At 28.2% G+C, this 14,971-nt stretch carries 16 protein-coding genes; 5 read left to right on the top strand and 11 right to left on the bottom strand.

Translation table 11 applies throughout. From position 1 onward, the window contains the following. Window positions 1–193 precede the first annotated feature (193 nt). Genes BLP60_RS01165 through speB form a run of 5 tightly spaced genes read left to right on the top strand, consistent with a single transcriptional unit; the run spans window position 194 to window position 4,879 of the window. Window positions 194–1,135 (top strand): ACP S-malonyltransferase, encoded by a 942-nt coding sequence (locus tag BLP60_RS01165; protein ID WP_092062111.1) that lies wholly within the window; start codon window positions 194–196, stop codon window positions 1,133–1,135. Continuing rightward, a complete protein-coding gene (gene argS, locus BLP60_RS01160; RefSeq protein WP_092062108.1) occupies window positions 1,136–2,791 on the top strand; it encodes an arginine--tRNA ligase in 1,656 nt (551 codons plus the stop codon). 2 nt (window positions 2,792–2,793) lie between these two features. Next, complete coding sequence (locus tag BLP60_RS01155) at window positions 2,794–3,420, top strand: hypothetical protein (protein WP_092062105.1); 627 nt, start codon at window positions 2,794–2,796, stop codon at window positions 3,418–3,420. A gap of 25 nt (window positions 3,421–3,445) precedes the next feature. Then, entirely contained in the window at window positions 3,446–3,988 is a 543-nt protein-coding gene (locus tag BLP60_RS01150; protein ID WP_092062102.1) for a pyruvoyl-dependent arginine decarboxylase, read from the top strand. A gap of 9 nt (window positions 3,989–3,997) precedes the next feature. Beyond that, window positions 3,998–4,879, top strand: coding sequence for an agmatinase (speB, locus tag BLP60_RS01145; protein WP_092062100.1), 882 nt, complete (start codon window positions 3,998–4,000; stop codon window positions 4,877–4,879). A gap of 11 nt (window positions 4,880–4,890) precedes the next feature. Here the strand turns inward: speB and BLP60_RS01140 are convergent, their stop codons facing one another. Genes BLP60_RS01140 through BLP60_RS01090 form a run of 11 tightly spaced genes read right to left on the bottom strand, consistent with a single transcriptional unit; the run spans window position 4,891 to window position 14,914 of the window. Then, window positions 4,891–7,236 (bottom strand): GspE/PulE family protein, encoded by a 2,346-nt coding sequence (locus BLP60_RS01140; protein WP_092062097.1) that lies wholly within the window; start codon window positions 7,234–7,236, stop codon window positions 4,891–4,893. A gap of 35 nt (window positions 7,237–7,271) precedes the next feature. Further along, a complete protein-coding gene (locus BLP60_RS01135; RefSeq protein WP_092062095.1) occupies window positions 7,272–8,807 on the bottom strand; it encodes a hypothetical protein in 1,536 nt (511 codons plus the stop codon). A 9-nt stretch (window positions 8,808–8,816) separates the two neighbouring features. After that, complete coding sequence (locus BLP60_RS01130) at window positions 8,817–9,326, bottom strand: cytochrome c3 family protein (protein ID WP_159427665.1); 510 nt, start codon at window positions 9,324–9,326, stop codon at window positions 8,817–8,819. 5 nt (window positions 9,327–9,331) lie between these two features. Further along, complete coding sequence (locus BLP60_RS01125; protein WP_092062089.1) at window positions 9,332–10,198, bottom strand: HAMP domain-containing protein; 867 nt, start codon at window positions 10,196–10,198, stop codon at window positions 9,332–9,334. Window positions 10,199–10,208: 10 nt separating this feature from the next. After that, window positions 10,209–10,958, bottom strand: coding sequence for a DUF8082 domain-containing protein (locus BLP60_RS01120; RefSeq protein ID WP_092062086.1), 750 nt, complete (start codon window positions 10,956–10,958; stop codon window positions 10,209–10,211). Window positions 10,959–10,964: 6 nt separating this feature from the next. Continuing rightward, window positions 10,965–11,318, bottom strand: coding sequence for a hypothetical protein (locus BLP60_RS01115; RefSeq protein ID WP_092062083.1), 354 nt, complete (start codon window positions 11,316–11,318; stop codon window positions 10,965–10,967). 3 nt (window positions 11,319–11,321) lie between these two features. Continuing rightward, window positions 11,322–12,254, bottom strand: a complete 933-nt coding sequence (locus BLP60_RS01110; protein ID WP_092062080.1) for a DUF2226 domain-containing protein — start codon at window positions 12,252–12,254, stop codon at window positions 11,322–11,324. 1 nt (window position 12,255) lies between these two features. Continuing rightward, window positions 12,256–12,840, bottom strand: a complete 585-nt coding sequence (locus BLP60_RS01105) for a DUF4388 domain-containing protein (protein WP_092062077.1) — start codon at window positions 12,838–12,840, stop codon at window positions 12,256–12,258. A gap of 2 nt (window positions 12,841–12,842) precedes the next feature. Then, complete coding sequence (locus BLP60_RS01100) at window positions 12,843–13,880, bottom strand: hypothetical protein (protein ID WP_092062074.1); 1,038 nt, start codon at window positions 13,878–13,880, stop codon at window positions 12,843–12,845. A gap of 14 nt (window positions 13,881–13,894) precedes the next feature. Then, a complete protein-coding gene (locus BLP60_RS01095) occupies window positions 13,895–14,524 on the bottom strand; it encodes a GTP-binding protein (RefSeq protein WP_092062071.1) in 630 nt (209 codons plus the stop codon). Between the two features lie 3 nt (window positions 14,525–14,527). Beyond that, window positions 14,528–14,914, bottom strand: coding sequence for a roadblock/LC7 domain-containing protein (locus BLP60_RS01090; protein ID WP_092062068.1), 387 nt, complete (start codon window positions 14,912–14,914; stop codon window positions 14,528–14,530). Between the last annotated feature and the right edge of the window lie 57 nt (window positions 14,915–14,971).

Here is a 14,971-nt window from a genome sequence, read left to right as displayed (position 1 = left end):
AAGGATATTTTGAAATATTCTCAATAATTCTTCTTTTTTTAAACTCTTTTAATTTTTAATCAACTATAGTTGTTATTCTAAAATTTCAAATAAAAATTTTTCTTCCAAATTTTTTCTCGACTTTTAAAAAAGAAAAAATTATCTTAGTAAGCTCGGTTTTTTATAGTAAACCTTTTTAAGGAGCAAGAAAGAAATGACTTTATTTGAAGGAGCTCTTTTATTTCCTGGTCAAGGTTCACAGGAAAAAGGAATGGGAAGGGACTTAGCAGAATTTTGGCCAGAGGCCATGGATCTTTGGAAAATAGGAGAAAAAATTTCTGGTTTTCCTCTTAGAGAAATATATTGGGACGGGGAAGCAAAAGATCAAGCAAAAACTATTTACCTTCAACCTGCAATGACTGTTGTTAATTTATCTCTTTGGTTTTATTTAAAATCACATTTGAAACCCTTAAGCCTGGCTGGACATAGTCTGGGTGAGTACTCAGCTCTTGTTGCAGCTAAGGTTATAGAAGTACAAGATGCTCTTAAACTAGTCAGTATTAGAGGCAAATTAATGCAAGAAGCAGGAACTTTTTCTCCAGGGGCTATGGTGGCTGTCTTAAAAATGCCTCTTTCCCAATTAGAAAATTTGGTTTCTAAGTTAGCTGAAAAAGGCACTATTTTAATTGCTAATTATAATACTTATACTCAATATGTTGTTAGTGGAGAAATTAATCTCATTGATGAATTAGTGAATAATCTAAAATCTTACAAAGGAGTTAGAGCTATTAAACTTCCTGTAAATGGAGCTTTTCATTCTCCCTTAATGCGAGAAGCATCTCTGGAACTTGCAAAAGAAATAGAAAAAGTTCATTTTTCTTCTCCTGATTTTCCCGTTTATCTTAACTCCACAGGAGAAAAAGAATTAAATCCAGATAGAATTAAAACAGTTTTAAAAGAGCAAATGATATCTTCTGTGTTTTGGATTCAAAGTATAGAAAATATGTATAAACAAGGAATTTATTCTTATTTAGAGATAGGACCCAAAAATGTACTAAGTAAAATGACAGCGCAAATATTAGCAGATAAAACAGACGTAAAAGTTTATAAATGTTCTAATTTAAAAGAAAGCAAATCTTTTGCTGAGGTTAAATAAATGAAATTAAAACAGTATTTACAAAATAGTATTCAAGAAATTCTTAATATATATAGCATCGCTTGGCCTGAAAAAGGAACAATCTCGCCACCAAAAGAAGAAAAATTTGGTGACTTAAGTTCTAACATAGCTCTTATTACTGCTAAACAAGTTAAAAAAAATCCAAGAGAATGGGCTCAGGAAATAAAAGAAAAATTACTAAACTTAGAGTTAATAGAAAAGATAGAAATTGCAGGGCCAGGTTTTTTAAACTTTTATTTTAAAAATAAAGTATGGCAAGAAATAGTACTAAATATTTTAGAGTTAAAAGAAAGTTTTGGCACCAATAACTTTGGTCAGAACCAAAAGATACAAGTAGAATTTGTCTCTGCTAATCCTACTGGTCCCCTGCATATTGGACATGGAAGAGGTGCTGCAGTTGGAGATAGTTTAGCTAGAATTTTAAAATTTTGTGGTTATGATGTTTCTACTGAGTACTATATCAATGATGCAGGTCGTCAAATTCGATTATTAGGAGCTTCTGTATGGTCTAGATATAAAGAACTACTTGGTAAAAAATGTAAATTTCCAGAAGATGGATATAAAGGTGATTATATAATTGATCTAGCAAAAGAAATTATAAAAATAAAAGGAAAAGAATTATTAGAAATTAATGAAGATGAATCTTTAATTTTCTGCACAAACTATGCAAAAGAAAAAATTTTAAAAGATATTCAAGATGATCTAAAAAATTTTCGAGTTAAACATGACATATGGTTTTCAGAAAAATCTCTAGTGGAAAAAGGAGAAGTAGAAAAAACTTTAAATTTTTTAAAAGAAAAAAAATTAGTTTATGAAAAAGAAGGTGCTCTTTGGTTTAAAAGTTCCTTATTTGGAGATGACAAAGATAGAGTATTAAAAAAAAGTGATGGTTCTCTAACTTATTTTGCATCTGACATTGCTTATCATTTTAACAAATATCAAAGAGGATTTGATGTAATAATTGACATCTGGGGAGCTGACCATCATGGTTATGTTCCCAGAATGAAAGCTGCGATACAAGCTTTAGGAAAACAAAAAGAACAACTTCAAGTGATACTGGTTCAACTTGTTAATTTATTAAGAAATGGACAACAAATAGCTATGTCTACCAGAGCAGGACAGTTTATTACACTTAGAGAAGTATATAATGAAGTTGGAGTAGATGCTGCACGATTTATATTTTTAAGTAGAAAAAGTGATAGTCACCTAGATTTTGATTTAGAGTTAGTAAAAAAGAAATCTCTAGAAAACCCAGTATACTATGTTCAATATGCTCATGCTAGAATTTGTTCTATTTTTAGAAAAGCAGAAGAAAAAAGAATTTCATTTGACCAAAATCAAGGTATAAAAAATATATTTCTTTTAAACACAAAAAACGATCTTTCTATTCTAAAACATTTATCAAAATTTGAAGAAAATTTAATATTATGTTCTAAACAATTAACACCGCATTATTTAAGCTTTTATTTATATGAACTAGCAACATTATTTCATAGATACTATAATGAACACCCTATTTTAACAGCTACAGATACGAATTTAATTCAAGCACGATTAATCTTACTCATGGCAATAAAATATGTTTTATATACAGGATTAGATTTATTAGGTGTTAATGCTCCAAAAAAAATGTAGTTATGGCTAAATCAAAAAACAAAAAATTTTCATTAGAAACTAAAAATATTCGAGGTTTATATTGGATATTAATACTCTTTATAGGAATGTGTTGGGCTTTTATTTTAGGTTTAGTTATAGGACGAGGATATAAAGTACAAAATATAATAAAAAAACAAATTACTATTGAAGATAATGAAAAAAAACAACAAGATAATATAATTCCCCCTGAAAAATTAGTTTTTTTAGATAAATTGCAGGAAATAAAAAATAATTTAAATCAGGAAAAAAAAGAAAATAAAAAAAGCAAAAAAGAAAAGACTAATAATAAACCAAAAAAGTTATCAAAAAGTATTAATAAAAAAAAGCAGATAAAAGAAAAATTTTTATATAAGTATATTTATCAGTGTGCATCTTATAAAAATAAAAATGAAGCTTTTTTTTACTTAAAAGAAGTTAAAAAGAATATATTAAAAGTATGTCCAGTAAAGTGTACAGTTAAAATGGAAACAACAAAAATCAAAAATAATATTTGGCATAGAATATTAATAACAATCAAATCAAACAATGAAAGTGACGCTCGTCTTATTTTAAAACAAAGCAATATTAAAAATTATTTTTTAAAGGGAAAAAAAGAGTTAAAGCGCTAAGATAATATTTAGAAGGAGGCAATAGATGTTTGTTCCCACAAAGGCTTTTTTCACAACAGGAATAGGAAGACATAAAAATAAATTACAATCTTTTGAATTAGCATTACGAGACGCTAAAATAGAAAAACAAAATTTAGTATATGTTTCTAGCATTTTCCCTCCAAATTGTGAGTTTGTAGAAATAGAAGAAGGAATTAAACTACTTAGCCCTGGCCAAATCACTTTTTGTGTAATGGCTAGAAACGCAACTAATGAAAAAGGCAGATTAGTTGGCTCTGCTGTTGGTATAGCTTTACCAGCAGATAAGAATCAATATGGATATATTTCTGAGCACACAACTTTTGGAGCAGATGAAAAAGAAATAGGAGATTTTGCAGAAGATTTGGCTTCGACTATGTTAGCTACTACTTTAGGTATAGAATTTGACGCTAATAAAGATTATGATGAAAGAAGAGAAATATATTTAATGAGTGGTAAAATAGTAAAGTCTTGTTCAGCTCCTTGTGTAACAGCAGGTGTAGGTGGAATGTGGACAACAACAATTTCAGCAGTGGTTTTTATCCCCTAAAAATTAAAAATGAATACTTTTTTTGATTTTACATCCCAAATAGATAACAAGAATAAAAAGAAAATTTTTGTTTTACCGTGCCCCTATGAAGGTACAGTAAGTTATGGGACAGGGACTAGATTTGGTCCCAAGGCTATAATGGAAGCTAGTATCCAAATAGAGACTTTTGATCCAGAACTCAATATTTCTTTAGAAGATTATTGCTACTTTAAAGTATTACCAGAACCAAAAAGAAATATAAATAGTGTATCAGAATATTTAAAAAACATAGAAAATATTTTACAACAATTCGACCCTAAACAAGAATTTTTTATTGCCTTAGGAGGAGAACATTCCATCACCCTACCCTTTATAAAATTTTATTCTCAATTTTATAAAAATTTAGTGGTGCTTCAAATAGATGCTCATGCAGATTTAAGAGAAGAATATGAAGGAAGCAGGTACTCTCATGCCTGTGTTATGAAAAGATGTTTAGAATTTAATATAGACCTAATCCAAGTTGGTATAAGAAGTGTTTGCAAAGAAGAAGCATCATTAATCAAACAAAAAAAAGAACAGATTCATACTTTTTTTGCATGGAATATGAAAAACCCCTTTGAAACTGCTTCTTTTTGCAAGCAAATTATAGGGAATCGTCCTCTTTATATTACATTTGATGCAGATGGGCTCGATCCCTCTATTATGCCAGGAGTAGGTACACCTGAACCTGAAGGTATTTCCTATGTTTGGTTAAAAAAATTTTTCTTTGAATTATTTCCTGTCAATTTTATTGGACTGGACTTTTGTGAATTAGCTCCAGTTTCTTCTAATGTCTTATCTCAAAGTGTTGCGGCTAAGTGTATATTTAAAATTTTAACTTCTTATTTTTATAAATGTAATAAACTACTTTAAATTAATAAAATCTATTTAATACAAACTCTTCTAACCTCTCTTATATCAGTAATACCCTGGAAAAATTTTAACATACCATCTTGTTTCAAAGTAGTCATTTTTGCTTCTTTAATGGCAGCTTCTTTAATTCGTTCAGTTGAAGCTCTCTCTTTGATAAGTTCTTGAATTGTCACTGTATTCAACAACAATTCATGTATACCTATACGTCCTTTATATCCTGTTCCTCCACAATCATCACATCCTACTGGTTTATATAAAATAAAATCATCATTATATTCAATCCCCAACTCTTTAAATTGCTCTTCACCATATTCAGCCACAAAAGAATCAAATTCTTTTTTAGAAGGATGATAACCTTCCTTACATTTAGGACACAACTTTCTAAGAAGCCTTTGTGCCAAAACGCCTAATAAAGAATCTGCAAAATTATGAGGATCAAGTCCCATTTCCAAAAGACGAGTAACAGTTTCTGGAGCGCTATTTGTATGAAGGGTAGAAAATACCAAGTGACCAGTTAAAGAAGCTTCTATACCTGTAGAAGCTGTTTCTTCATCCCTCATTTCACCAATCATTATAACATCTGGGTCAGCTCTTAAAAAAGCTCTTAAAACTCTTGCAAAGGTTAATCCAATTTTAGGTTTTACTTCCACCTGTCTAAGACCTTCTTGGGTTATTTCCACTGGATCTTCAGCTGTCCATATCTTTCTTTCAGGAGTATTGATATAGCTCAAAGCTGAATGTAAGGTGGTTGTTTTACCAGAACCTGTAGGACCAACAACAAGTATTAAGCCATAAGGTTGAGCAATAATTTTCTTAAATTTCTCTAAATTTTCCTCTGTCATGCCTAAATCGGTTAAGGCCAAAGGTTTGCCAGTATGCAAAAGTCGTAAAACTACATCCTCATAGCCACCTACTGTCGGTAAGGTAGCAACACGAAGTTCTACTAAAACTTTTCCATGATGCTTAAATTTAATCTTTCCATCTTGAGGAAGACGTCTTTCTGCAATATCCAAATTGGACATAATTTTAATTCTAGATACAAGAGCCTTGGCAAAAGGATTAGGAACATTAATATAATGCTGACATACTCCATCAACTCTAAATCTTATATCAGTAACCTTTTTACCTGCAGATGGTTCTATATGAATATCAGAGGCCTTTTTATTATAGGCATCTAAAATCATTTTGTTTACAAAACGAACAACTTTACTATCACTTTCTGAAATAGTAATATCTTCTTCTGTCTCTTCTGTTTCTATTTCTACATCATCAATTAAATCTTCTATATTTTCAATGTTAGTAGATTTAAACTCAACTTGTAATTTTTGTTCAACATCTCCCAAATAAAAATCAATTAGATCTAAAATATCTTCTTTAATACCCACTGCAAATTCTAAAATTAAAGACTGTTCATAACTATTTAAAATAGCTCTAATAGTATCTGTTCTTGAAAAGTCATCTGGCTCATCAATAACAACAATAACTTTATTATTCTTTTTGTAAATCGGTAACCATACATTATTAATTAAATAATCTTTTTTTAAATTGTGAATCAAATCTAAAGGAGGTTTATATTCCTTTGAAAAAGGAACAAATTTACAATCATAAAAAATAGATAAAGATTTTCCAACTTCTTCTTTTGGAATATTAAAATATTTTATAAGAACATATTCAACACTTTTATCTTCTTTATTTGCTCTTTTAATAGCCTGCTGCAATTGTTCTTTTGTCAAACAAACTTCTAAAAGATAACTATATTTTGATCCACCTTTAACTTTAGCTGCAATTAACTTCAGCTTACTTTTAATACTTTCTGCAACCTGAGGGTTTTTAATACTTTTATAATAATCAAATGCTTTTACATATATACCAAGAGATTCCATTACTTTTGCAATTTCTAATCGAATAAGATCTTTATAAATATCAGATACATTAGGACTAGAAAGAATTTCATCAAAATAACTACATATTTCTATCTTTTTTTCCAATCTATTAAAGCATTGTATGGCTTTCTTAACAACATCATTAACTTTATAATTTTCTAAAATTAATTTTTTAAAATCAACAAGAGCCTCCTCGCATAAGCCAAGCTCCATAAAAACAAGAGCTTGGTTATATCGTTCGTTTAAATTAACTTCTTGAGCAACATTAATATTACCAGTATCCGATTTATTTTTTGTTTTTAAATGCTTTATTAATACTTCGATTTCTTTCTTTTGTTTTTCAGGTAATTGTAATTTTTCAGCTTTAATATTCTGTTGAAGAGTAGAAAGAATCTTTTCTGCTTCTTCTAATAATCCTTGTTCAAGACATATCTTAGCTTCTTTAATCTTTATATTTACATCCTGCTTGTTCATATTATTTGACCTATAATAATTTCAAAAATAAAAGTTTATATCTCAAAATATTCTACTTCTCCAATTCCAGCTATTGTTACTTTATAATTAAAAAGGGAGTCTACATTTTTTGCAGGTATTCTATTTTTAGGTAAAAATATCTTATTTCCTACAATATCTCTTACAAAAAGAACCAATGGTTTTTCATAATCTATTAATATCATATACTTAAACTTATCCACAAATTGTTCAGGATATTTATATATTTCTACTTCTAAATTTTTTAATTCTTTTTCTTTTAAATTACTAAAACTACCTCTTACGTGTTTTGCTAAACCAGAAAACAATGTTTTTATCTCTTTTAATTTAAACCTTTCTTTTTTATACAAAGACTTAGCTTTTGACGGAGAAACTTTAAAGATACCTCCTATACTAGAATCGTCTATGGCTAATAATTTATTTTTTATTTTAAAAACTTTTACATAAGGAATAATTTCATCTTCTTGAAAAAAATTATCTTCTTTTGTTTCTGTATCTTCAAACACTTCTTCAAAAGAAAATATTTCTTTTTCCTCTTCTTTTTTATTTTCTTCTTTTTGCTCTTCTTTAGTATCTAATTCCACAACCTCCATATCCTCTTCTAATTCGATTTCAAAATCATCTTTTCCATCTAAAATTAGTTTAGTATCCCCATCTTCTATAACTTTTGACTCTTTTTTAACCTCTTTGTCACCTAACAAAACATCTGCCTTATCTTTGCGATGATCTTCTTTTTTAAAAAAAGAAGTATTTTTAAAATCTCTTTTAATTATTTGTAATTCACTTGCAATATCTTCTAAACGTTCTTCAAATTTACGTAATTTTTCTGTAACATATTTAAAATTTTCTTCAATAATTGTTGACAGATTATATTCTATTTTAGACATTAATTTATCTAAAATAAAATCTATATTTTCTACCCTAATAGATTCTTTTGAAACATCATCTAAAGATTCTCTAATCTTTTCCTGTTTTTCTTCATCTTCAATTACAAAAACTTCTTGTTTTTCTATTTGCTTTTCTTGTGATAAACTTTCAGTCTCAGATTTTATTATAGATTCTTGTTCTATGACAACTTTTTCTTTATTTTTATCTTCAATTTCTTGAGCTTTTTGTTCTTTATGTGAATCAGACTGAAGTTTAGTAAAGGCATTTTTTATTTTAATATACTTAGATTTTATTTCAGCAATATACTTCTTTTTTTCTTCAACAGTAATTTCTTCTTCATTTAATCTTGCAAAAAAATCAATAATATAAGCAAGTACATTTAAAGTATCAGAAGGAGATTTTTCTTTGGCTACAAGCAAAAATTTGGAAATATTTATCATCATAGAAATAAGTACACTATTTACTTTATCTGTGTACTTATTTTTTAATTTACTTAATATATCAATAATTTCTTGAATATCATTGGGATTAAACTCCCAATCTAAAGTTAAAATTTTTTCTTTTAATTTTATAATATTCTCATCTTTACTTTTACCATCACTAAACAAATTATCAATAGTAGAAAAGGCCTCTTGTTGAATCCTTTTTACATCTAAATTATCCATAAATAACTCCTAATAAAATCCTTTTACCTTTAAATTTTGAATAATTTTAAATAACGTCTCATTTTTCTTTTCTAGCTTTTTTTGAATTCTTTTTCTCTCTTTTTCCACCTCACTAGGCTTTATGTGACACTTTTGACATTGATTAGTAGGTGTATCAGCTAAATGATATACTTCTCTTAACCTCTTATGACATCCCCAACATTTCATATGATAGGAATTAATTGCTTCAGCTTTATTTTTATTATGGCATTCCGTACATGTTTTCTCATGATCTTCTGGAGTCCATATATTCTTTCCTTTTTTATATATATGGTGACATGATTTACAAGATATTTGATATTCATTAGCATGAATATCATGAGAAAAATATACACTTGGCATTTTATAAGGACCAAATTTATCAATATAATACTCATCTTTAATTTCAAGTAAATTAACAGGCTGGGCATAACAAACAACTACAGTTCCCAATATTATTAATATTATTAAAAAAATAAAGTCTTTCACATTGTAACGCATAGCTATCATCTCCTTTGAGATCGACGTTGCAATCTTTGAATAGCTTTTCTAAGGCTAACTTGCATTCGTCTTAATGCATCAGCCAAGTCTCCAATCTCATCTGTAGAGGTAATATCAATAGGCGCTTCCAATTCTCCCAAACTGATTCTTTCTGCAACTTCTGTCAGATAAGTAATTGGCCTTGCTAATCTAATACTAAACCATAAAGCAATAAGTAGGACTAAAGCTCCTGTCGTTAGACCACCAACATAATACTGCATTAAAAATGTCTCTTTTTCTTCGTTAAATCTTTTTTTCAAAGCTTGAATAGGACCTTCTATCTCTGAATAACTAACCTTAGTTAATATATATAAAGAAGTCCCTTCGATATTTGATAATACGTAAAAAGATTTGACTGAACTGATTTCAGCAATACCACTAGCAAAACCTTTGGCCACAGCCCGTAAGAATAAACGCTTAAATTTTATATTTCTTGCAATAAGAGAAGTAATATCTCTGCCTATCATTTTAGGATTGGGATGTAAAAAATAAGAAAATTTATCTTTCTTCTTTTCTAAAATACAAGAATATCCCGTCTTACCAAATGTCTGAATCCCTAAAGAAGTAAATGCTGGATCAAACTGCAAATCTTCAATATGAAAATTATCATCACGAATCATCTTATTCGACACAAAGTACTCTAATGCCTTTTTTATGTCCAAAGTTTTTTGTTCTGCCAATTGTTTATATGCTATTTCTAAACTACGAGCACTTTCTTTAAGCGCTAAAGAACTTACTTGATTGATATGTAAATATCCAGAACCACCTGCTAAGACTAAAGGTAAAATAGAAACTAAAAGAAAGGTTAAAATAAGTTTCCACCTTATGCTCATGAAATCCTCCTTACATCTTTTTTATAGTTTGTAGCATCTTTTTCTGAAAGTTCAATCTATCTATCTTTGAATCAATTTCTTGGGACAATTTTTCCACTAATAAGGGTAATTTAGAAATAGGAAATTTCTCTATTTTTTCACCTAGATTATAAATCTCATCTAAAATAATTTCTTTAGTCACCGGCCCTAAATAAACTTTTAATTCTTGAACTAACGTTGTCCAAAAAACTTTTGGGGTATATTTTCTCCCTTCACTCTTAGCATTCTCATATTCAAGTAGATTATCTACTAATTCAATAACTCCCTTATCTTGTAGACCAGACACAATTTTTAAAACTTCCTCTTTCTCATAACCTGAAAGTTTAATCAAAATTTCTAAAGTAACTCCTCGCTGAGATAAAGCTATTATTCTCCATTCTCTTTCACTCAAAGATACTCTTCTTTCTTCAGGAATTAATCTTATCTTTTTATTTAGCCCCAACATAATTACCTCTCTCAATTTTTCAATAATTACTATCGTATCTTCCTGAAAGTCTTCTCTTTTTGAGAATTTATTATTATAAAATTTATAATCAACATTTTGTAAAGAAACAAGATAAAATAAGGCATCATATCCTATATATTTTCCATATTCTGCTGAATAAATACTCCCCTTATAATAATAAACATATCCTTCTTTTTCTATACCTTTATCTAAAATAACTAAACATCCAGTATGTTTAGCATTATAAAAGGTATAAATTATATCAATGACTTGCATTAAAAATTACCAAAATTTAAACTTTTTAAATAGACTTTTATTGTTTTCAAAAAACTCTTCCAAAATAATATCTATTTCCATTTTTAAAATAGCAGAATCTATTGTTTCTCCAGCCCAGACAACCACATAAGTATCTGAAGAAAATACATTTATAAGAAAAAAATCATATTCTGTTTTACATCCTAAAACAATTTTTTCTCCTTTTACTATTTCCTGACAATAATTAACTACCTGTTCTAACTGCTCTTTTACTCTATCATCTAAAGATAATAAAATTTTAGATTTTTTTCTACCTCCCACAGATATCCACACACCTTTCACGCCTTCTAAAGATGTTAATCTGTCTAAAATATTACTCATACCCTACCCTAAACTTTTAAATATTGGTAAATAAATATCTTCTTGCTTTAAAAAATCTTTAATTTCATCTTTTTCATTTTGACTGGTTTTATAAACTTGAAATAAAGAATTAATAATAAAATCACCTCCATCCACTATTTCCGCTAAATTAATATCATCAGCAATAAATAAATCACCTTTCTTGTATTCAAATTCACCAGAAAAAGGATCAATAAAAGGATATGTATGAGCTCCTTTTAAGCATATTTTACGTAAAACCAAATCAAAATCTTTAGAATGCTTTTTCTCAAAATAAGATAAAATATATTGTAACAACTTTTTAGCTTTTATTTCATCTTTATTTTTTACTTCCGAAGCTTTACCCATATCCATTTTATAAATGTTAAAGGTAGCACGCTCTATTTTATTTATAAAAGAAGAAATTTTTCCTTCTCCTCTATGAAACCTGAATAACTCTCTTTGCCATGCTACCCCTAAAATGTTACCCCCAACAAAATATACATAAGATAAACTATTATCATCGTTGTTTGTTATCTCCAAACATCCAGTAAGTTGTTCCTTCTTCAACTTATTGATTAATTTCACGATATCCGTAAAATCAGTACTAAGATCTTTATATAGGAGAGTATTAAAAAAGAGATTACTCCAATATACAAGTTCTTCTTCTGGTAATTTAACTACATTTAAAAAAAAGTTTTTTAAATGTAAAATATCAGATATTCCAACTACTTCAACTTTTTTATGGGAGATTATAGCTTTGATTGGATTTCCAGCCTCAAAAAACAAATAATGTTTTTTATTAGAGTCTAAACTAGTAAATTCTAAGTATCCTGTAAAATCTTCTTGTTTTAAAAAATCTATTAAACTCTCTAAAATCAAAAAAGATGAATGCAAATTTGCATAATAATATGGAAACAAAGGAAATTTTATAGCCAATTTACCCCTCCCTTAAAATTTTAGAAATTGTCTGATAAACTTCCTCTGGATACACTTTGTCATTAAATCTTATTTCTAGAATGCTATTTTCAAATGGTAATCCCATAATAACTTCTTTTCCATTATCAAACCAAATATAATTTACTTCTCCAGAGTCAACTAATTCTGCAATACTGGTAAATGTTTTAAATATCTCTTTATACATAAAAGAAAATGAAATATCTGTAATAGAAGAGTACTTTTGTTTTATTTTTTTTATAATACTGTTCTGACGTTGCTTAAATTCATCTCTTTTTCTACTAGCTTCTAAAAGCAAGTATTCACAAGAAACTGTTATATTTCTATTTTCTGGCATTTTATTTTGTTCAAAAATGAAATCACCTTCCTCTACATTAATCAATTGATAAAAGGCCTTTTCTCCTGTTAAATTACCTTTTCCAGCCCAAACTATATTGCCTTCGGAAAAATAAATTTCTCCTATAACAAAATTGTCTTGATGAATTGTTAACTTTCCAGACTTACCATCCTGATAAAACATTTGAATTAAACTAATTAAAGAAATATCTTTAAGTTTACCTCTTAACATTTTTATAAACTATCTTCCTGCTGTTTTTTCCATAAAGTCAATGGATCTACGATCTCTAATAAAGTATCCTCTACCTTTAAAAAACCTTCACTTATTTCTCCTTCTACTAACTCATCATAAACTTCTTCTACAAAAATAGCTCCATATTTATTGTTTGTAATATCTACAATAAGTACCCATTTTAATTTTTTATTTAATTTAATTGGAACTATTTTTAAAGGGTATAAATTAATATTCTTTAACTCTTTTAAGGGAACTTCTTGCAACCTACCAGTCATTCCTTTTAATGGATTTCCAAACATAGAGGTTAATTGACCTAGCTTGATTAAAGTCTTTTGAGCTAATTTCTTTGCCTTTGTTGGAGAAAGTTTGTATTTGTTTAAAACTAACTCATTTTTAATAACATAAAATTTTCCTTGCAACTTAAATCTTAAAAACATTCCTTTTGTAGAAAAGTAATCATCTTCGAGAATATTTTCCTTTATATCTTCTTCAAATCGCATTTTATCATCTAAAAACCTATGCAGCATTCTTTGATTCTCTTCTATCTTTATATTTATTTCATGAAGTTTAGCAGACAAAACATCATCTATTTTTTTAATTAGCTCAGTATCAGCACTCAAAGAAGCTGCTTCATTACTTTTTATTTTTTTATAGTAAGTAATAGATTTACGCAAAAATTCTCTTTTCTTATCAGTATTACCATCTATAATTAAATCTATATTTTTAGAAAAATAATCTATTAGTTGGAATAATTTAGCTTGCTTCTTTAACAGAATTAGGATATTTTTTGTTAATATTTTAATTTTTTTATCTTCTTCAGACTGAACTGAAACCGCATCAAGGTTTTTAATATATAGATCTACTTTACTAAAATTTACAGATAGCCCACCAAAGCATTTTTTTACCACTTCATTTAATAAAACATAAAAATTATCTTTACCATCTTCTTCCCCCTCCAAAAAAACTTCATCTAATTGAGACAGATCTCTTTCTAAATCTCCCAAATCAAAACTTATCTCAACAGACTCATCTGCCATAGTTACCCCCTAATTTAAGAAAAACCATTAGCTGAAAACTTTTCAAAAACATGTTTTAAAGTTTTTTTAGAAGCAATTCTAAGAGTTTCAAAAACATTATAGCCTGTAATAGCGCTAGCTGGGAAGGAAGGAACTTTTAAAGTAGAATTAAGATCTTTTTCCATTTCTTCCACACTTAAAAGAGGAACTTCTTTCTCTAAATCCCTTTTATTCCATTGAAATACTATTGGAATGCTTTTTAAATCTAATTTATAATCTTTTAAATTTTCTTCTAAATTTTCCAAAGACTCTATATTTGCTTCCCTTCTAGTAGACAATGAATCTGCCACAAAAACTATCCCATCTACACCTTTTAACACCAATTTTCTTGTAGAATTATAAACTATTTGTCCTGGTGTAGTATATAATTGAATTTTTAAATCTAATCCTTGGATTTTACCCAATTCTAAAGGGAAGAAATCAAAATATAATGTTCTTTCTCCTTTTGTATCAATGGAAATAAGTTTACTAGTTAATTGTTTACCAAGCTTTTGATTTAATTTATTAAAAATATAAACCAAATTTGTGGTTTTACCACTTCTCCCTGGACCATAATATACAATTTTAACTTGAATAATTTTTTCTTTAAAGTTTATTAAGGCCATATCTTAACCTTCTAAAAATTTTCTAATTTCCTTTTTAATAACATCTGTCTTTAGCCTAAGCAACCCCAGGGAGACATACGGCTTAAATAAGACAATCAACAACACATCAGAGACTATATGAGTAAAATGAATATTCTCATTTTCACCTCTATGAAAAAGTAAAGAAAATTCTTTCTCTCCAATAAGCTTGGCAATCTCCCGTGTAGCTGCAAAATTAGCTGCAGAAAGAACTGCTAAAGAAGTAGAATCAACCTTTGTTCTGCCTGCACTACAAATCAAATTGCCTGCAAGATCTGTTAAAAGAGCATATGTTGCTCCACCTTCTTCTATAAGTTGAAACAAAATTTTCTCTAACTTCTCAACATCTTCTTTTTTCAAAATTAAATCCATATTCCTCTCCTCCTATAGTTTGGAGTGCTTTAAACTTTATTTCAAAATAAGTAAAAT

It is taken from the genome of Desulfonauticus submarinus, assembly GCF_900104045.1.
GTDB lineage: Bacteria > Desulfobacterota > Desulfovibrionia > Desulfovibrionales > Desulfonatronovibrionaceae > Desulfonauticus > Desulfonauticus submarinus.
The sequence above is the reverse complement of the archived record's forward strand: the minus strand, read 5'-3'. Positions and strand labels throughout refer to the sequence as shown.